At 61.3% G+C, this 17,804-nt stretch carries 15 protein-coding genes and 1 pseudogene; 10 read left to right on the top strand and 6 right to left on the bottom strand.

Annotated features, from left to right (window positions below):
- Nucleotides 1-9: 9 nt before the first annotated feature.
- The 3 genes from AC4P1R_RS23730 to AC4P1R_RS23740 are packed head-to-tail and all read right to left on the bottom strand — an operon-like array spanning nt 10 to nt 2,911.
- Nucleotides 10-741, bottom strand: coding sequence for a 4-hydroxythreonine-4-phosphate dehydrogenase (locus AC4P1R_RS23730; protein ID WP_492178044.1), 732 nt, complete (start codon nt 739-741; stop codon nt 10-12).
- Nucleotides 738-1,745 (bottom strand): 4-hydroxythreonine-4-phosphate dehydrogenase PdxA, encoded by a 1,008-nt coding sequence (pdxA, locus tag AC4P1R_RS23735; protein WP_492178045.1) that lies wholly within the window; start codon nt 1,743-1,745, stop codon nt 738-740. Before pdxA ends, AC4P1R_RS23730 begins: the two co-directional genes overlap by 4 nt.
- Nucleotides 1,742-2,911 (bottom strand): four-carbon acid sugar kinase family protein, encoded by a 1,170-nt coding sequence (locus AC4P1R_RS23740; RefSeq protein ID WP_492178046.1) that lies wholly within the window; start codon nt 2,909-2,911, stop codon nt 1,742-1,744. Before AC4P1R_RS23740 ends, pdxA begins: the two co-directional genes overlap by 4 nt.
- A 75-nt stretch (nt 2,912-2,986) precedes the next feature.
- Between AC4P1R_RS23740 and AC4P1R_RS23745 the strand changes: the two genes are divergently transcribed.
- The gene (locus tag AC4P1R_RS23745; RefSeq protein ID WP_492178047.1) at nt 2,987-3,871 is read left to right on the top strand and encodes a LysR substrate-binding domain-containing protein; all 885 of its coding nucleotides are present in this window, start codon (nt 2,987-2,989) and stop codon (nt 3,869-3,871) included.
- Between the two features lie 94 nt (nt 3,872-3,965).
- Here AC4P1R_RS23745 and AC4P1R_RS23750 read toward each other — a convergent pair whose 3' ends face one another.
- Nucleotides 3,966-4,634 (bottom strand): FadR/GntR family transcriptional regulator, encoded by a 669-nt coding sequence (locus AC4P1R_RS23750; protein WP_492178048.1) that lies wholly within the window; start codon nt 4,632-4,634, stop codon nt 3,966-3,968.
- 227 nt (nt 4,635-4,861) lie between these two features.
- Here AC4P1R_RS23750 and AC4P1R_RS23755 point away from each other — a divergent pair, with 227 nt between their 5' ends.
- The 7 genes from AC4P1R_RS23755 (at nt 4,862) to AC4P1R_RS23785 (ending at nt 13,600) form a co-directional block, all read left to right on the top strand.
- Nucleotides 4,862-6,526: an ABC transporter ATP-binding protein gene (locus tag AC4P1R_RS23755; protein ID WP_492178049.1), complete on the top strand. Its 1,665-nt coding sequence runs from the start codon at nt 4,862-4,864 to the stop codon at nt 6,524-6,526.
- Between the two features lie 36 nt (nt 6,527-6,562).
- Nucleotides 6,563-8,227 (top strand): peptide ABC transporter substrate-binding protein, encoded by a 1,665-nt coding sequence (locus AC4P1R_RS23760; protein ID WP_492178050.1) that lies wholly within the window; start codon nt 6,563-6,565, stop codon nt 8,225-8,227.
- Between the two features lie 74 nt (nt 8,228-8,301).
- Entirely contained in the window at nt 8,302-9,252 is a 951-nt protein-coding gene (locus AC4P1R_RS23765; protein ID WP_492178051.1) for an ABC transporter permease, read from the top strand.
- 34 nt (nt 9,253-9,286) lie between these two features.
- Nucleotides 9,287-10,165, top strand: coding sequence for an ABC transporter permease (locus AC4P1R_RS23770; RefSeq protein ID WP_492178052.1), 879 nt, complete (start codon nt 9,287-9,289; stop codon nt 10,163-10,165).
- A 172-nt stretch (nt 10,166-10,337) separates the two neighbouring features.
- Nucleotides 10,338-11,648 (top strand): NAD(P)/FAD-dependent oxidoreductase, encoded by a 1,311-nt coding sequence (locus AC4P1R_RS23775; protein WP_492178053.1) that lies wholly within the window; start codon nt 10,338-10,340, stop codon nt 11,646-11,648.
- Between the two features lie 27 nt (nt 11,649-11,675).
- Nucleotides 11,676-13,010, top strand: coding sequence for an NAD(P)/FAD-dependent oxidoreductase (locus tag AC4P1R_RS23780; RefSeq protein WP_492178054.1), 1,335 nt, complete (start codon nt 11,676-11,678; stop codon nt 13,008-13,010).
- A 113-nt stretch (nt 13,011-13,123) separates the two neighbouring features.
- Complete coding sequence (locus AC4P1R_RS23785) at nt 13,124-13,600, top strand: Lrp/AsnC family transcriptional regulator (protein WP_492178055.1); 477 nt, start codon at nt 13,124-13,126, stop codon at nt 13,598-13,600.
- Between the two features lie 129 nt (nt 13,601-13,729).
- Here AC4P1R_RS23785 and AC4P1R_RS23790 read toward each other — a convergent pair.
- A pseudogene (locus tag AC4P1R_RS23790) lies at nt 13,730-14,122 on the bottom strand (Lrp/AsnC family transcriptional regulator).
- A 166-nt stretch (nt 14,123-14,288) separates the two neighbouring features.
- The gene (gene ltaE / locus AC4P1R_RS23795) at nt 14,289-15,323 is read right to left on the bottom strand and encodes a low-specificity L-threonine aldolase (RefSeq protein WP_492178056.1); all 1,035 of its coding nucleotides are present in this window, start codon (nt 15,321-15,323) and stop codon (nt 14,289-14,291) included.
- 350 nt (nt 15,324-15,673) lie between these two features.
- Here ltaE and AC4P1R_RS23800 point away from each other — a divergent pair, with 350 nt between their 5' ends.
- Nucleotides 15,674-17,170, top strand: a complete 1,497-nt coding sequence (locus AC4P1R_RS23800) for an NAD-dependent succinate-semialdehyde dehydrogenase (RefSeq protein ID WP_492178057.1) — start codon at nt 15,674-15,676, stop codon at nt 17,168-17,170.
- A 122-nt stretch (nt 17,171-17,292) separates the two neighbouring features.
- A complete protein-coding gene (locus AC4P1R_RS23805; RefSeq protein WP_492178058.1) occupies nt 17,293-17,646 on the top strand; it encodes a cupin domain-containing protein in 354 nt (117 codons plus the stop codon).
- The last annotated feature ends 158 nt before the right edge of the window (nt 17,647-17,804 follow it).

Here is a 17,804-nt window from a genome sequence, read left to right on the forward strand (position 1 = left end):
CGAGGTCGATTAAAGGAGACATGCAGTAGCGCCCTGGCCAAGGCTGCGCTCGATTAACGCATTCGCCTGGTTCTTCATGGAAGTGATCGCCAGGAGCTGATGCGTCAAGCCTGGAACGCTTGCAGGGAAGCGGCCTTCCAGAGCGGCGGTGCCGACCGTGAAGCCGGCGGCGCGGCCGCTGACGACGGCATGGATGCGTTCAGCGCGGTCGATCGAGCCTGCGATGATGACAGGCTTGGCGACGGCGTCGCAGACGGCCCGGATGAGGTTTGCGACATCGACGTCGGCGCGATAGGCAAGGAGATCGAGGCCGTGGACGCCCTCGCGGCCGGCAAGGTCTTTTGCGCTTGCAACGATCTCCGTCGTGGACCCCTCCAGAACGCTGGGATGACCCACAATGCGGCCGGGGAAGGGGTAGTAGCGGATTCCACTTCCCTTAAGGAGGGGAAGGACGTCGTCGACATGGGTGCCGCCAAGCAGATAGTCGACGCCGAGCGTGAGGGCGGCCCGCACCGAGGCGATTTCGCTGGCGCGGTCGAGTGAAACCACTTCGAGATAACTCTTCGCGCCCGCGGCCCGGATTTCCCGATTAAGCTCGGAAAGCACCTCGAAGGGGAGGCCGATATCCTTGAAGCCGATATGGCGGACACCCGCAGAAAGCACCAAGGGAAGCTGCGCCAGAGCATCCGGGATCGTCCGGTCGTTGCGGGTCAGCATGAAGATGAAATCGATGGGGGTCATGTCAATCCTCCTGGTCGTACGGTGCCTTCGCCCAGTCGGCGGGCGTAGTCGATCGCTGTTTCGAGACTCCTCGGATCGGCGATGCCACGGCCGGCGATATCGAAGGCGGTGCCGTGGTCGGGGCTTGTGCGCACGAAGGGCAGGCCGAGCGTGATGTTCACGCCCCTCTCCAAACCGAGATATTTGACCGGTATCAGCCCCTGGTCGTGATACTGCGCGACGACCACATCGAAGCGGCCGTTTCGCGCCTGCATGAAAACCGTGTCACCGGGCCAAGGGCCGCTGGCGTCTATGCCTTCCGCGCGGGCTGCCGCGATAGCGGGCGCGATGATGCGGACTTCCTCATCTCCGAAGAGACCCCCTTCGCCCGCATGCGGATTGAGCCCTGCAACGGCGATGCGGGGGCGGGCGATTCCCAATGCGCGTCCCCCCTGGTGGGCCAGGCGTATCGCGGACATCTGTGCCGGAAAATCCGCCCGGCGGATCGCGTCTGCCAGCGAACAGTGGATCGTCACGAGAACGGAGCGAATATCGTCATTAGCGAGCATCATCGCCACGCGCCCCGCGCCACCTTTTGCCGCGAGGATTTCCGTGTGGCCGGGGTATGGAAGCCCCGCAGCGGCCAGCGCCTCCTTGTGGATCGGCGCCGTCACGATGCCGGCGACTTTGCCCGTCCTGGCGAGTTCGATCGCCGCAACGATGGCATCATAGGCCATGCGGCCGCTGGCGGCGCTCACCTTGCCGATTGCAGGTGGGGTCTCGACGCGGGACGCGGCGAGGATATTCAGGGCGCCATCCGGTTTCGCGTCGGCGACGTCATGGATCTCGTTCAGGTGCAGACCGCCGCCGAGGCCGGCGATGGCCTTCGCCATCACGGCCGGATCGCCGACGACGACACTGCGACGGAGGTCGGTGCGGGCAAGCATTGTCTTTGCCACGATCTCCGGCCCGATGCCGGAGGGATCGCCCATGGTAACGGCAAGCGGCGTCAGGGAAGTGTTCATGCGGGCTCCTTTCCCGTCCGGCGAATAGTGTCGGTGGCATTGCGCAGCGTCATGTCGGAACCGAAGCCGCCTGCTTTCATGGCAAGGAGCATCATTCGTCCATCGGCAAGGCGAGCGCAGCCGAGGGGAAAGCCGGGCTCGAGTTCGCGGATCAAATCGAAGGCGTGAATGGTGAGGCGTTCCAAAAGGGCTTGCATCGTTTCTCCACCCGTTGCGACGATGGCGTCGTATCGATGTCGGGATAAAGCGATCTCTGCCTCGTCCACCAGGGTGGCGAGAGCCTTCGCGGGATCGCTGGTTCGGATGTGCGGTGTACGGATACAGACAACCGAAGCCGCCTCGTCGAGATCCGTCGCACGCATTGCGACCGAAGCGCCTGTCGCGGCCAACCTCTCGCACTGCGAACGGCTGACATGGTTCGCGCTGCCGACAAGCACGAGTACACGGTTCGGCGTGGCTTCTGGCGTGAAGGTGTCCTGGCCTGTGCGCCGCTCGACTACCGTGGCCAACGCCTCCGCCATGCCTGGCGAGCCGACCCACAACGCTGGCCCGTGCTTCTGAATCTCCGCAATCCGACGATTCAGCATCACCTGCTCGCATGCATCGACGATAACCACAGGAGCGTCGCCAATCGCCTTGCCGATCTCACCGAACTCGGTGTGCGCGGAAATTTTGGCGATCCGGCCGAGGCTGGGCTCGATCAAGTCTTCGATGCGCGACGTGTGGGCGGGATGGACAGGGTCGCGGTTGTACGCCGTTTGTGCAACCGGCTCGCCATGCAGCAGTTGAATACCGTCGATGGTCGTTCGCCCGGCAGCGGGAAAAGCAGGTGCGATGACCAGACGTGGCCGGCCGCTGGCCTGGAATGCGGCGGCAATTTCCACGCGGATGTGGCCACGTAGGGTCGAGTCAATCGTCTTATAGAGGAGCGGCCTGTCTGCAAGCGTGGTTATCGCCTGGCGCGTCACATGCGCTGCATCGCCCTCATCGAGTGTGCGGCTGCCGGTGTCGATTGAGACGAGACTGGCATGGGTATCGTCCGATCCTACTCTGCAGATGCGAGGGATATAGCCGCGTTCCAGAAAAGCGATTGCCCCGTCCGCCGCGCTTGTCAGGTCGTCTGCGACGACGCCAATGTGTTTGAGTCTGTCAATGGTTTCTGCCATGACCTCAAGCTATCGCCCAAATTTCGGGAGGAATATCGATATGATTTCACGCGTATTGGTGATACATTGTCACCAATGAAGCGTTCGGACTTTCCTTCCCTCGATGATCTGCGTGCCTTTGAGGTCGTTGCGCGCCTGGGTTCCGTACGTGCGGCCGCGTCTGAGTTGAACTTGACGCATGGTGCCGTCAGCCGGCGCGTTTCGAAACTCTCCGAACATCTCGATATCCGGTTGCTAGAACCGGATGGGCGCGGCCTAAGGCTGACGGGAGAGGGCACGCGCCTCGCGCAGGCGACGACGAATGCGCTGGCGCTCGTTGCGTCGGCGTTGGAGGATATCCGCAAAGTCGACGTGTCACCGCCGGTCGTCGTTTCCTGCGAGCGGTCGGTCGCCATGCGCTGGCTGATCCCGCGGCTCTCGGAGTTCCAGGATCGTCATCCCGAGATCGACCTTCACCTTTCCGTCGGTGGTGGTGGCTTCGATTTTGCGCGCGACCGTATCACGCTCGCGATCCGAAGGCTGGATTTCGCGCTCGATGCGCACTGGCAGGTCGAGCGGTTGGTCGAAGAGCAAGTCGGTCCCGTCATGCATCCCGCCATGACGGATCGGTTCGCGGCCGGTGATTATATCGCGCTTGCAGCAAAGACCCGGCCTGATGGCTGGCAGAAGTGGTCCGCCGCCCATCCGGAGGCGCCGAAGCCGCGCTCGACGCGCTTTCTTGACCATCATTTCCTGATGGCGGAGGCCGCAGCCGGCGGTCTGGGCGTGGCCATGTGCCCCAAGATCATTGCCATCGACGATATCCGCAAAGGCCGCCTAGTCGCGCCACTCGGCTTTCAGCCTGATGGCTCACATTACGGCATCATCCGTTCGGCGCTGGCGAAGAAGACGGCTGGGATCGAACAATTTGTGTCGTGGCTTCTCGCCACCATTCAAGAAGATTTCTATGCTGCGTCTTGAGTCAACACACCGTCGCGGTGCCCAACCTGACGTGAAACCGGTTAAGCATTGGAAGTGCAACAACACGCTTCAATACCAGACCGCTATGAGGTGCTCAGGTATTCGGGCCAAGGATATTTGTTCTGGCTTCGACGATGTGGTCGTACATGTTTCGCTCGGCCTCTCTGCTGTCGCGATCTTTGATGGCGTCAAGAGTGGCCTGATGCTTTGCGATATAGGCCTTCATGCGCTCAGGGGTTAGTGACTGTTCCTTCATTTTCCCCCAGAGATTTCCTGCCCGTACCGTGTGAATGCCTTCATAGATCGAGGCGAGCAAACCATTACGGGCGGCTCCGACGATGATGCGGTGAAAGACAGCGTCCCATTTCTCGAATTCGACCAGGGTTTCTGCCTCGCTCCCCCGATCAATCGATTTCTGCATTTCGTCGATCTCCTGCCTGGTTGCGCGTAACGCCGCCAACGCCGCGATCTTGGGCTCCATGATCAGCCGAGCCTCGAAGACTTCGGCCGGATAGGTGCGCAACGCATCTCCCGTGCTGCCTGGTGGGCGACGCAGCGCCGTCGAGGTAACCCCGCTGCCAGCGATGAATGTCCCCCTGCCCACATGCCTGATGAGCCGACCCTCCTTTTCGAGATTAGCGAGCATCCGTCGAAGTGCGGTGCGGGGCAGCCCGAGTTTGAGCGCCAGGTCGCGCTCAGGCGGTAACCGATCTCCGGGCTCCAGACCTTCGGCTTCGATGAAATCCTTCAAGACCACGCTCATGAGTCCTCCCAAATTATTTTCCGCAACCAAATTGATCTATATTGACACCAATAGCAAGACCAATCTTATATTGATCGCGGTTCAGGTCACGATTGGTAGCGAATGGCGCTGACCCACAGGGAATGCGTGCTGAGCACTGCTGGCAGAATGATCGTCGGATGGCAGCACGCAGAGAGCAGCGACTAACATCGCAACGTGACGGCTCCGTTGAAATGGGAGGAATCTCAATGGCCGCTAGAACAGAGGCTGTTTCTGGACACGAGGCAGCGCTTTCGGTGCGTGGCCTGACGGTCGACCTGCCGAAAGGCATGGAACGGGCCCATGCCGTCGAGAACATCTCGTTTGATCTCAAGCGGGGGCAGATCCTGTGCATTATCGGCGAGTCCGGTTCAGGTAAGTCGGTCACGGCCAACACGATCATGGGGCTCTTGCCGAAGCTGATCCCCGTCTCGTCCGGCGCCATTCATCTCGACGGCACGGCCATCATCGGCGCACCGGCGAAAAAACTGCGAGGACTGCGCGGCCGCGTCGTATCGATGATTTTCCAGGATCCGCTCTCGGCGCTCAACCCGCTGATGACGGTCGGCGAGCAGATTACCGAAGTCCTGATGGCGCATGGCGTGGGCACGAAGGCGTCGCGGCGCAGCCGCGCCGTGGAGCTGCTGACCGAAGTCGGTCTGCCCGATCCGGAGCTCATGTACTACCAGTATCCGTTCCGGCTGTCGGGCGGGCAACGCCAGCGCGTGATGATCGCCATGGCGCTGGCGCTCGAACCCACGGTCCTGATCGCGGACGAGCCGACCACGGCCCTCGACGTGACGACGCAGGCACAGATCCTCAAGCTGATCCGGGACATTCAGCGCCGCAAGGGCATGAGCGTGATGTTCATCACCCATGACTTCGGCGTCGTTGCGGAGATCGCCGATAGCGTCGTGGTGATGGAGAAAGGCCGCATTGTCGAGCAAGGCAGCGCCGAGCAGGTTCTCAAATCCCCCACCCACCCCTATACGCAACGCCTGATCGCGGCCGTTCCGCACCTGACGGGAGAGGATCGCACAAGTCAGGCGGAGGCGAGCAACGAGACGATCCTGAAGGTGGAAGAGCTGTCCAAGACCTATCGCAGCGGCAGTACCCTGTTCGGCAGCCAGCGTATCGTGCCTGCGGTCAAGGATGTTTCGTTCGAATTGGCTCAAGGGCGCACGCTGGGTGTGGTCGGCGAAAGCGGCTCCGGCAAGTCGTCGCTGGGACGGCTTCTGATCAAGCTGCAGGACAGCGATGGCGGTCGCATTCTGTTCGAAGGCCGCGACATCGCCAAGCTTTCGGAATCCGAATTTCGGCCGCTGCGGCCGCGGATCCAGATGATCTTTCAGGATCCCTTCGCGTCGCTGAACCCGCGTTCGACCATTGGGCAAATCCTGACCGTTGGTCCCGTCGCGCATGGCATGCCGTATCACCAGGCGCGTGAGGAGGCGCGAGCCTTGCTGTCCCATGTCGGCCTCGATGCCGGTGCTTTCGGCCGCTATCCGCACGAGTTCTCCGGTGGGCAACGCCAGCGCATCGGCATCGCCCGGGCTCTCATGTTCAAGCCGAAGCTGCTGATTGCCGACGAGGCGGTCTCTGCGCTCGACGTGTCCATTCAAGCGCAGATCCTCGAGCTGCTCGACCGGATCCAGCGGGAAACCGGCGTATCGATGATCTTCATCACCCATGATCTGCGCGTCGCCAGCCAGATCTGCGACGAAATCGCGGTGATGCAGAAGGGGCGGATCGTCGAGCGCGGCCCGCCATCCCAGATCTTTCTCGACCCGCAATCGGCCTACACGCGTGAGCTGGTGGCCGCGATTCCCGGGGAGCGACCGAGGGACACTCGACCGATTGCCGTTAACTCTTGAGAGCTACGGCCGAAATATCACTAGGGAGGAAATATCATGACGAAAGATTCTACACCGAAATCGGGCTATTCGCGACGCGATGCGCTCCGCCTCATGGCGGCCGGCGGCCTTGCGTGCTTTGCCGCACCCAACCTGCTCGGCAAGCCTGCCTTTGCCGATATCGCCGACCCGACCGGCCGCGTCGTCGTCGGGCTTTCGCAAGAACCCACTGTCTTCCATCCGCTGATGGCGCATATCGAGGTCGACGACGCGGTCCATTTCTCTGTCTTCGACGCCCTCTTCCGCATGGATCCGAAGGGTGTTCTCCAGCCCAATCTTGCGGCCGAAGTGCCCACACAGAAGAATGGCGGCATTTCGGAGGACGGCCTGAACTGGCGCATCCGGCTGCGTGATGACGTCCGCTGGCACGACGGCGAGCCCTTCACCGCCGAGGATGTGAAGTTCACTCTCGAGCTGATCACCAATCCGAACTTCCGCGCGTGGCGCACGGGCGGGCATTCCTTGGTGCGGGACATCACGGTGGTCTCGCCGACTGAGCTGACCTGGCGCATGGAGGAGACTTTCGCCCCTTATCTCTCGTTCCTCGCCGAAACCTTCATGGTGCCCAAGCACATTCTCGAGAAGGAGGCCGATCCCAACACCGCCGCCTTCAATCAGGCGCCCGTCGGCACCGGTGCCTTCAAGTGGGCGCAACGAGTTGCCGGCGACCATCTCGAACTCGTCGCGAACCCGCAATATTTCGGCGACGGCCCCTATATCGAGCGGCTGATCTTCAAGTACATTCCCGACATGACGGTGCTCTATACTCAGTTCAAGAGCGGCGACATCGACCTTACAGACCAGGCGTACATCACCGCCGACCACTACGAGGAGGCCAAGACATTGCCGGGCCGTGTGGTGACACTGGAGCCGGGGGCTTCGCTCGAGTCGATCTTTCTCAATCTCGAGAAGCCGCAATTCAAGGACCCGGCTGTCCGCCAGGCGCTCTATGCCGCAATGGACAGAAACGCCATTATCGACGCGATCTACTATGGCGTGGGCACGCTCACCGAGACGTTCATGCCGAAGCAGTCCTACTATCACAATCCCAACCTGCCGGCGCAGGAGTTCAACCTCGACCGGGCTCGCAAAATCCTCGACGAGGCGGGCTGGGTTCCGGGACCGGATGGCATACGTGCCAAGGACGGAATCCGACTTTCGTTCGCCAATTCGACGACTTCGGGCAATAATCTGCGGGAACAGGTGCAGCAGTTCCTGCAGCAGACGTTCGCGGAGATCGGCGTCGAGATGACCATCTCGAATATGCCGGCGGCCGTCATGTGGGGCGATTTCTGGCTCAAGTCGCAGTTCGACTCGGCGATGGCGGGTGTCACCTATCTCATCGCCGCGGACCCGGACGCCACCAACCGCCTCCACACCAGCGCCATTGGCGCGAAGGGCGGGAAGGGCTCGAACACCGCCCAATACTCCAACCCGGAAGTCGATGCGCTGCTCGACAAAGGTGCCCGCACCTTCGATCCGGAGGCACGCCGCGAGATCTACTACCGCGTGCAGGAGATCGTCCGCGAGGACCTGCCGTTCCTGCCGCTGTTTGCCCCAACCAATGTGGTCGGGCGCAAGGAGGGTCTCGAGGGCTTCGAGGCCAATGCCAACACCCGCACGGCTTCCTGGCATGCTGCAGGATGGCGCTGGCAGGGCTGACCTACGTGTGACATACGCGGCCGCCGCGTCAGGCGGCGGCCATTCTTTGACGCTGTCATGAAGGAGGAGAGCCAATGCGCGGCTTCCTGCTCAATCGCCTTTCACAGAGCCTCGTCCTGCTGCTGATCGTTTCCGTCATCGGGTTCGTCGTGCTCAACCTCCTTCCCGGCGGCCCGCTGGCGCAATTCGGGCTCGATCCCAGCATGACCCAGGACGATCTCAATCGCCTGAAGGAGCAGCTGGGGCTCAACCGTCCGCTGTGGATGCAATATCTGGACTGGGCCTGGCGCCTCGTCCAGGGTGACTGGGGTCACTCCTTCCGCGACGGTGCTCCGGTGCTGGACGTGATTGGTCGCCACCTTGTTGCGACGCTGTTGTTGATGGGGTCCTCCACAGTCATCGCCATTGCCATCGGCACCTGGATCGGCATCCGCGGCGCCACGCACCGCTATTCGGCTTTTGACTATCTGGCGACGGTCGGTGCCATGGTGGCGTTGTCGATCCCGACATTCTGGTTCGGGCTGGTCGGCATCTATGTGTTTTCGCTGCGGCTCGGCTGGCTGCCGGCCGGCAACATGTACACGATCGGCGACGGCTCGGCCCTGAACTACCTTCATCACCTGATCATGCCGAGCATCGTGCTGGCGCTGGTGCATGTCGCCATCTGGAGCCGCTACATGCGATCCGCGACGCTTGACGTCATCAGCCAGGAGTTCGTCAAGACGGCCCGTGCCAAAGGGCTAAGCGAGCGCCGGATCCTGATGAAGCATGTCGTCGGTAACGCGCTTCTGCCGATGATCACGCTGGCGGGGATGCAGCTTCCGAGCGTCCTGACAGGTGCTCTGGTCACCGAGACTGTGTTTACCTGGCCGGGAATGGGCCGGCTGTTCCTCGATAGTCTGGGCTACAGCGACTACCCGGTGGTGATGGGACTGCTGATGTTCTCGGCGATCCTCGTCGTGCTCTGCAACCTGATCGCCGACATCGTCGTCGCCATCATCGATCCCCGTATCCGTCTGAGTTAAGCGCCTCATGGACGCTCAACAGGAGACCGCCAACATGACCGCCATTGTTGCAAATTCACGCCAGGAGCGTTGGTGGAACAGCCGAACCGCACACCGCTTCATGAGCCATCATCTGGCCCTGATCGGGATCGTGATGATCGCCTTGCTGACGCTGGCGTGCGTTCTGGGGCCGTACCTGCTGCCCTATGATTCGCTCTATATCGACCTGCGCGCCCGCTTTGCTCCGCCGTTCACCGGCCACCACTATCTCGGAACCGATCCGCTGGGCCGGGACCTGGCGGCGCGGCTCTTCATGGCGGGGCGGGTTTCCCTGCTGGTTGGCTTCTCCGCCATGCTGCTGTCGACGCTGATCGGCACCCTTGTCGGCGTGCTCGCGGGCTACCGGGGCGGCTGGATCGGCACGACGCTGATGCGGACGGTGGACGGATTCCTGTCGTTTCCGTCGATTTTCCTGGTGCTGGCGCTTGCCGCAGCGCTGAAGCCAAGCCCAATGATGATTACGGTTGTCATCGCTGCCACGAGCTGGATGGAGGTTGCGCGGATCGTCGAGGCCGAGGTCCGCTCTCTTCGCGAGCGGGAATTCGTCCAGGCCGGTCGCATGCTGGGCTTGAGCGGAACCCATATCATGTTCCGCGAAATCCTTCCCAATGCCATTGGTCCGATCATCGTCGCGGCCACTTTGACCGTGGCCCGCGCGATCCTCATGGAGGCCTATATCAGCTTCCTCGGCTATGGGATTCAGCCGCCGCTGCCGAGCTGGGGAAACATGTTGAACGGCGCGCAACAGTATCTGGGTAGCGCCCCGTGGTTGGCGATCATTCCGGGTGCCGCCATTACCATCGCCGTAACCAGCTTCAACTTCATCGGCGACGGCCTCAGGGATGCGCTCGATGTTCGCGGTGATCACACCTGAGGGAAATGGGTCCGGCCGATGGCGCCAGCTTCGTGGAAAGGCTCCGCTGTTGGAGGGGTTTGAAAAGGGCGAAGCGTAGCTGCCGCACTTGATCGAACCATACGGGCGAACGCCGCCTGTTTTCCCAGAAATCTCAGAAAGCCTTGGCCGAACGCAACGAGAAGTCAGTCTAATGGAAGACTCCAGAATCGCAGACAAGAATACGCCCTACTGGTGGGAAGAGGCACCCGTCAAACCGCTGCCGCGACAGCCGTTGGCCAAGAAGCTCGACGTGGCGATCATAGGCGCCGGATACACCGGTCTGTCGGCGGGTCTCGTTCTGGCGCGCGAGGGCCGTTCGGTCGCGGCCTTCGATGCGATGAAGCCGGGCGAGGGGGCCTCGACGCGCAACGGCGGAATCACCAGCGGAAGCATTCGGCTGGATTACGCCACGATTAGCCGGCGCTTCGGCGAAGAGAAGGCGAATGCAATCGAGGCGGAGGGCAAGATCGCCCGCGAGTTCCTTTATGACTTCATCAGGACCGAAGGGCTCGACTGCGACTTTCAGCTGGTTGGCCAGTTCAAGGGCGTTATCGGATATGACGATTACGAGATGACGGCCCGGAGCGCCGAAGTGCTGGCGAAGAGACTGGGGATCGAGGCCTATGCAGTGCCATACGCCGAACAGCGTAACTACATCGGCACGGATTTCTATCGCGGCGGCATGGCGCGGATGGATATCGGTGGGCTGCACCCGGCCAAGTTCCATGCCGAGCTCCTGCGTGTCGCTCTCGCTTCGGGACTGACGGTCCATTCGGAGACCCATGTTAACTCTATAGAGAAAGACAGCTCCGGGTTTCGGGTCGTGACTTCGGCCGGAACGGTTCAGGCGCGGCAGGTCCTTGTCTGCACGAACGGTTATACCGACGGCGCGGTTCCCTTCTTGCGCCGCCGGCTGGTCCCGGTTCGCAGCCGGATCATTGTCACCCAGGAACTCGCACCGGAGGTGATGGACCGGCTGATGCCGAAGCGGATGATGATGATCGAGGGCCGGCAGCTTGGGTTCTATTACCGGCCGACGCCCGACGGCAAACGCATCCTGCTGGGCGGGCGCGACAGTTCTCGTTTCGGCGATCCCGCCGCGCCGAAGCTGTTCCTGCGCCGGGGCCTGGTGAATCTTTTCCCGGAACTGGAAAACGTCCGCCTTTCGCACACCTGGTTTGGCAATGTGGCGATGCACCGCCACATGCTGCCCCGCATCTTCGAGAAGGACGGCGTCGTATATGCAACCGGCTTCTGCGGTTCGGGCGTAGTATGGGCGCCATGGATCGGAACGCGTGCGGCGTATAAGCTGCTGGGACATGGCGAGCAGGCGCGCACAGCCTTCGACTTCCGGCCGCCTCAGTTCATCCCCCTTTACCGTGGCAATCCTTGGTTCATGCCGGCCATCATCCAGGGCTATCGGATGCAGGACCGCATCGCCCTGTACCGCGCCCGCCGATAGAGCTTAACCGTTTGAGGAATTCAGATCATGCCGGTCGAGGTTCAGAAAGTCCGTGACAGCGCCTCTTTCCCAACCCAGGTGGATGTCGTCGTCATCGGGGCAGGGATCGTCGGTACATGCACGGCCTATGAACTCTCCCGCCAAGGGGTCTCCGTTGCTCTGCTCGAAAAGGGCATCGTTGGCGGCGAACAGTCAAGCCGCAACTGGGGATGGGTCCGTCAGCAGAACCGCGACCTCCATGAGCTCGCCCTTGCGATGTACAGTCTGCGGCGCTGGGAGGAGTTGGGCACCGAGATCGGCCGCGATCTCGGGTTCCGTCGAAGCGGGATACTCTACTGCTCCAAGAACGAGGCGGATGTCGCCCGTTGGGAAAAGTGGGGCCGTGCCGCACGCGTCCAGGGATTTCACAGCGAGATCCTCACGGCTTCCGAGGCGAAGGAGCGGGCCTCGGGCGGTACGTCGTCCTGGGTCGGCGGGGTCTGGTCTCCGAGCGACGGGAGAGCGGAACCGAGCCTTGCCGTGCCTGCCATCGCCGAGGCTGCCAAGGAAAGGGGCGTGTCGCTCCATCAGAACTGCGCCGTTCGAGGCCTCGACATTACCAATGGCCGGGTAACGGGGGTGTGGACGGAGCGGGGAATTGTGAAAGCGAGCACGGTTGTTTGCGCCGGCGGGGCATGGGCTTCCCGCTTTTCTCATCGCTATGGCATCGAACTTCCGGTCGCCAACATCGCCGGGACGGCGATCAAGACAACTCCGGCGCCCGAAATCGTTCAAGCAGGGTGCCTATCGGCTTCGAACTTCGTGTTGCGGCGTCGGATTGACGGCTCGTACACCATTGCCGTACCCGGACACGGTACGCTCGACATCACGCCGCGAGGAATGCGATATGCGTTCAAATTCTATGAGATGTATCGCAGCAAGATCGGCAAGAAGCTCAAATACCGCCTCAACAGCAGCTTCTGGAATGGTCCCGATGCCTTCGGCAGCTGGGAGAACGACGAGATTTCGCCTTTTGAAAGGAGCCGCATTCTGGATCCGGCGCCTGACGCCGAGCTCGTCAAACTCGCAGTGAAGAACCTTGAAAGCGAGTACCCGGCGCTGAAAGGGATCGGCGTCGAGCGTGCTTGGGGCGGGCTCATCGATACCTCTCCGGACCTAGTGCCGGTTATCTCCAGAGTGGAGGAACTCCCCGGCTATGTTATCGCCGCGGGCTTCAGCGGACACGGTTTCGCGATCGGACCGGGGGCCGGCCGGCTGGTGAGCGAGATCGTCATGAATGAAGAGCCACTGACCGACATTTCGCCTTACAGGCTGAGCCGGTTCAGCGATGGCTCGGCTATCCGAAGGCCGGAAATGATGTAGCCGTTAGATCGGCTGCCGTTTGGAACCCAAGGGATTATTGTCACCGAGCCTCGTCCACTGACGAGACTCCGACCGCTCATGCAAAGGTCGTGGCAACAATCGGGTGGGCGCACATGAAACTGGACAGAATTGACATCAAGATCCTCTCCGAGCTCCAGAAGAACGGACGCATGACTTATGTCGAGCTCGCTGAGCTGGTTAACCTATCCGCCACCCCTTGCCTCGTTCGAGTGAAGAAGCTGCAGGCGGAAGGCTATATCGGCGGCTACTCTGCGATGATCAACATGGGAAAGCTCGGCCAGGTTCTGACCGTCTTTGCAGAGATAACCCTGAGGAACCATCGCCAGGCCGACATCGCCCGCTTCATGTCGGCCATCCAGAATATAGAGCAGGTTATCGAATGCCACGTCGTCTCGGGCGATTACGACTATCTCGTCAAGTTCGTGGCGAGCAGCATAGGGGAATACCAGTCGCTGATGGAGCGGCTGGTAGAAATGGACATCGGAATCGAAAAATACTTCAGTTTCGTCGTGCTCAAATCGCCGATCACGAAATACCACATTCCGCTCGCGAGCCTGTTCGACCTTTAGTAAGCCGTGGCTGGGCTAGACAGCTCAGAAGCTGGCGCAGGTTCGGAAGGCGAAACAGCCGCAGTGCCGGGCCAGCAGAGCTGTCTACGCTGATTGAAACAGAACTCAAAGTTCGGTAAGGTCGATTGGCTATGCAAAGCCGATCTTCACTCTGTCCATTATCACCATTGTCTTAAATCCTCTGATATCCGGTTTCTCATAGAAGAACTTGCGCGTGAAGATTTCGTAGTCTTCCATGCATCGTGCCGTGAGATCAAACGAAGTCCGAATCGCCGGTCACATAATAGCCGTTCATGACCCCCGGTGTATGGCGGATGGATTGCGTGAAGCGGTCCACTATGTCGGCGCGTTCCCGCTCCAAGGACACAAGCACCAGCATGGCGATCACTCGATGACCCCCTGCTCCCTCAGGCGTTTCGCACGCCTCTGCATGGCCGTCGGCGACAGCCCCACAAGTTGATTAAGCTCCTCATAGCTGTGGCGGTTGTTTGTCTGCAAAACACCAGCGGGCGGAATCGACAATCCTGCGGGCGAGCTTGCGGCGGCCCTCGGCCTGCGTTGCGCCTTCGGTCCGATATATCACCCCTTCGGACGCGGCGCAGGCAAGGGGCCATGACGGCGTAGGGGCTGTTTGGTGCGACAGTGGCGACTGTTATTCCGACGATCAATTGTGGATCGATGACGCCTCTCACCTCCGGCCCTCAGTGATCTCGCGCACTGCCGCGATGACCTCGTCGACAGCGGCACGGTTCACATCGAGATGGGTGACCCAGCGCATGCGCCCGCCGGGCCAGAAACTCGCCGCGATGCCGAGCTCACGTAGCGCCTCGGACAGCCGGGTCGCCAGATCGGGCGCGAGCTCGACAAAGACCACGTTGGACTGCGGCGGGGTCACCTTCAACCCCTCGATTCCCGCAAATGCTTGCGCGAGCACCTGAGCATTGGCGTGATCCTCGACCAGCCGGTCGACATGATGGTCGAGCGCGTACAGCCCCGCCGCCGCAATTATTCCTGCCTGCCGCATCCCTCCGCCGAGCATCTTGCGCCACCGGCGGGCGCGCGCGATCAAGAGGGCATCCCCGACCAGCACCGATCCGAGCGGCGCACCGAGTCCCTTCGACAGGCACAGCGACACGCTGTCGTAGCCTTCGGCCAGGCACCCGACGTCAACGCCGAGCGCCGCGGCCGCGTTGAACAGCCGCGCACCATCGAGATGGGTGGCGAGATTCCGCTCCCGCGCAAAGTCGGCAACCTCGGCCAGATGATCGCGCGGCAGGACGCGTCCGGCGAACGTGTTCTCAATGGTCACCAGTCGCGTGATCGCAAAATGCGGATCGTCGTCCTTCACCGCAGCGTGAAGGTCCTCGAGGGGGATCGTGCCGTCGGCGTGCACCGGCAAGGGCTGCGGCTGGACCGAGCCCAGCACCGCAGCGCCTCCGGCTTCCCACAGATAGGTATGAGCTCCGGTTGCGCAGAGAAATTCCTCGCCGCGCTGGCAATGGCTCATGATCGCAGCGAGATTGGACATGGTGCCGGTTGGCACGAACAGTCCCGCTTCCTTGCCGAGCATTGCGGCAAGTCGGGCCTCGAGCGCCTTGACCGTGGGGTCGTCGCCAAGGACATCGTCGCCCACCTCGGCGGCAGCCATCGCCGCACGCATGCCAAGGGTCGGACGAGTGACCGTATCGGAACGGAAATCAAGGCGGATAACAGGGGTTTGCATAGTCCAGGTCCATTGATGAGGGCTTTCTTGGTGATACAGCCAAACGACCCGGCCGGACTATCGAATTTTGCTGACGGCTTATGGTGATGCAGGATCACCAATACGGCGATCAATATTTCCTCGATTGATGGTTGGCGCGACGGTTTATTATTATCGAGGACTGATAGCGAGGCGCATACATTCCGGTCGGGTCATGCTTTGGTCGACGAGCCTAGTGTTTCGTGGGGGTAGGGCGTTCATGAGCGTCGCAAATTATTGCCGCAACCAATTTGATCTATATTGACACCAATTGCAAAACCAATCTTATATTGATCGCGTGACAAACCTGATTGGTAGCGAAGGTGCTGAACGTGAACCCAACTCCCGCGCAAAAAACAACCCCGCTTGTCTCTCCCGCCTCGGCTGCCGTAGTTCGAGATGCTCCTACGCAACTGTTTATTGGCGGCGATTGGGTTTCTGCAAAAGAAGACCGCACCTTTGAAGTGGTCGATCCCTCGACCGGAGATGTGATCGCCACCGTCTCCGATGGCGACATCGCCGATGGAATATCTGCGGTCGACGCAGCGGAAAAGGCGTCCGAGGCTTGGAAAGCAACCCCGCCGCGGCGTCGTTCGGACGTTTTGATGAAGTGTTTTCACCTCGTGCTCGAACAGGCGGAATGGCTCGCGCAACTGATCACCGTGGAAAACGGCAAGGCACTCGCGGACGCCAGGTCGGAGGTCTCCTATGCCGCCGAATTTTTCCGCTGGTATGCGGAAGAAGCTGTACGGGCACCGGGCGAATTCGGACCTGCACCTTCCGGCGCCAATCAGATCATCGTGAACCACGAGCCGATTGGTATCGCCGTATTGGTGACGCCCTGGAACTTCCCGGCCGCAATGGCGACCCGAAAGATGGCACCCGCACTGGCGGCGGGCTGCACATGCATCCTGAAGCCCGCAGCGGAGACCCCGCTTACGGCGCTGGCGATCGGCGAAATCATGCGCCAGGCCGGCGTTCCGGCCGGCGTGGTCAACATCGTGACAACGAAGAAGGCCGGCCCCGTGGTCAGCGCCATGCTGCATGACAAGCGGGTACGGAAGCTATCGTTTACCGGCTCGACAGGTGTCGGCCGGACACTGCTCCGCGAGGCTGCGGACCAGGTCGTCAGTTGCTCAATGGAACTCGGCGGCAATGCGCCTTTCATTGTGTTCGACGATGCCGACCTGGAGACGGCTGTCGCCGGAGCAATGGTTGCCAAGATGCGCAATGGCGGCGAGGCCTGCACTGCCGCGAACCGCTTCTATGTGCAGAAGGGGATTCTGGCGGACTTTACGCGGCGCTTCGCGGAAGAGATGGCGGCACTCAAGGTCGGACCAGGACTGGCCGCGGACACGCAGCTTGGGCCACTGATCACCGAGGCCGCTGTCGCCAAGGTGGAACGCCTGGTGGACGACGCCGTTGCCAAGGGAGCCCGACTGGTTACCGGCGGCAGCCGGTGGAACGGCGATGGCTTCTACTATCCGCCTACCGTACTGGCAGACGTTTCTCCCGGTGCGGAGATCCTTCGCGAAGAAATCTTCGGGCCCGTTGCGCCAGTCATTGCATTTGAAAACGAGGACGAGGTTGTCCAGATGGCGAACGACACTGAATACGGGCTGGTGTCCTATGTGTTCAGCAGCGACCTCAAACGCGCGCTGGCGGTTGCCGGACGGCTGGAAAGTGGCATGGTCGGAATTAACCGGGGGGTCGTCTCGGACGCTGCGGCACCGTTCGGCGGCATGAAGCAGAGTGGCCTCGGCCGCGAGGGAAGCCACCACGGCATGCTCGAATATCTCGAAACAAAATACATCGCCGCAAGCTGGTAGGCACCCGGCGATTCTGACCGCTTCGTCCTGCTACCGTAATGACAATCTCCTAACGAGGTCGGAGGCATCTCACAACGACCTTGTCGGATATTGCTTTCACACAGGCACAAATGGAGAACCAGATGTCACTACTCAAAACGATCGACCCGAATCCTTCGTTCGAACCGAAGCACGCGACCCCCGCGCCGGATCGCCTTATCGCGGGTTCACCCGCCTTTAAAACCTGGGCGCAGGACAGCGACAAAGAGGGCACGGTTAACACCGGCGTCTGGGAGGCCACTCCCGGCGAGACGCACTCAATCAAGGGCGAGACCTTTGAATTCTGCCATATCCTGCAGGGTGTGGTCGAGCTGACAGAGAAGGGCAAGGAGCCGGTCATTTATCGCGCAGGCGACAGCTTCGTGATGAAACCCGGCTATGTCGGGGTCTGGAAGACGATCGAGACGGTGCGGAAAATCTACGTCACCGTCACTTAGTCGTTGCATCAAAGAAGCCCTGTCCGACGCACCCTACCTCCTATTTTTAAGGCGGCGCCGGGGGGACCTGGCAGAGGAGGTCTGCCGGGTCGGCAATGCCCAAAATGCTTGGGCGGATTGTTCGCCCAAGCGTCTCTTTAAACCCAGCTCGCGCTTCC

The sequence above is a fragment of the Sinorhizobium sp. Y406 genome (genome assembly GCF_058732025.1).

What these genes read in the sequence shown, in the direction of transcription:
- AC4P1R_RS23730 (WP_492178044.1), bottom strand. Translation starts at nt 741, where the DNA reads ATGACCCCCATCGATTTCATCTTCATGCTGACCCGCAACGACCGGACG.
- pdxA (WP_492178045.1), bottom strand. Translation starts at nt 1,745, where the DNA reads ATGAACACTTCCCTGACGCCGCTTGCCGTTACCATGGGCGATCCCTCC.
- AC4P1R_RS23740 (WP_492178046.1), bottom strand. Translation starts at nt 2,911, where the DNA reads ATGGCAGAAACCATTGACAGACTCAAACACATTGGCGTCGTCGCAGAC.
- AC4P1R_RS23745 (WP_492178047.1), top strand. Translation starts at nt 2,987, where the DNA reads ATGAAGCGTTCGGACTTTCCTTCCCTCGATGATCTGCGTGCCTTTGAG.
- AC4P1R_RS23750 (WP_492178048.1), bottom strand. Translation starts at nt 4,634, where the DNA reads ATGAGCGTGGTCTTGAAGGATTTCATCGAAGCCGAAGGTCTGGAGCCC.
- AC4P1R_RS23755 (WP_492178049.1), top strand. Translation starts at nt 4,862, where the DNA reads ATGGCCGCTAGAACAGAGGCTGTTTCTGGACACGAGGCAGCGCTTTCG.
- AC4P1R_RS23760 (WP_492178050.1), top strand. Translation starts at nt 6,563, where the DNA reads ATGACGAAAGATTCTACACCGAAATCGGGCTATTCGCGACGCGATGCG.
- AC4P1R_RS23765 (WP_492178051.1), top strand. Translation starts at nt 8,302, where the DNA reads ATGCGCGGCTTCCTGCTCAATCGCCTTTCACAGAGCCTCGTCCTGCTG.
- AC4P1R_RS23770 (WP_492178052.1), top strand. Translation starts at nt 9,287, where the DNA reads ATGACCGCCATTGTTGCAAATTCACGCCAGGAGCGTTGGTGGAACAGC.
- AC4P1R_RS23775 (WP_492178053.1), top strand. Translation starts at nt 10,338, where the DNA reads ATGGAAGACTCCAGAATCGCAGACAAGAATACGCCCTACTGGTGGGAA.
- AC4P1R_RS23780 (WP_492178054.1), top strand. Translation starts at nt 11,676, where the DNA reads ATGCCGGTCGAGGTTCAGAAAGTCCGTGACAGCGCCTCTTTCCCAACC.
- AC4P1R_RS23785 (WP_492178055.1), top strand. Translation starts at nt 13,124, where the DNA reads ATGAAACTGGACAGAATTGACATCAAGATCCTCTCCGAGCTCCAGAAG.
- ltaE (WP_492178056.1), bottom strand. Translation starts at nt 15,323, where the DNA reads ATGCAAACCCCTGTTATCCGCCTTGATTTCCGTTCCGATACGGTCACT.
- AC4P1R_RS23805 (WP_492178058.1), top strand. Translation starts at nt 17,293, where the DNA reads ATGTCACTACTCAAAACGATCGACCCGAATCCTTCGTTCGAACCGAAG.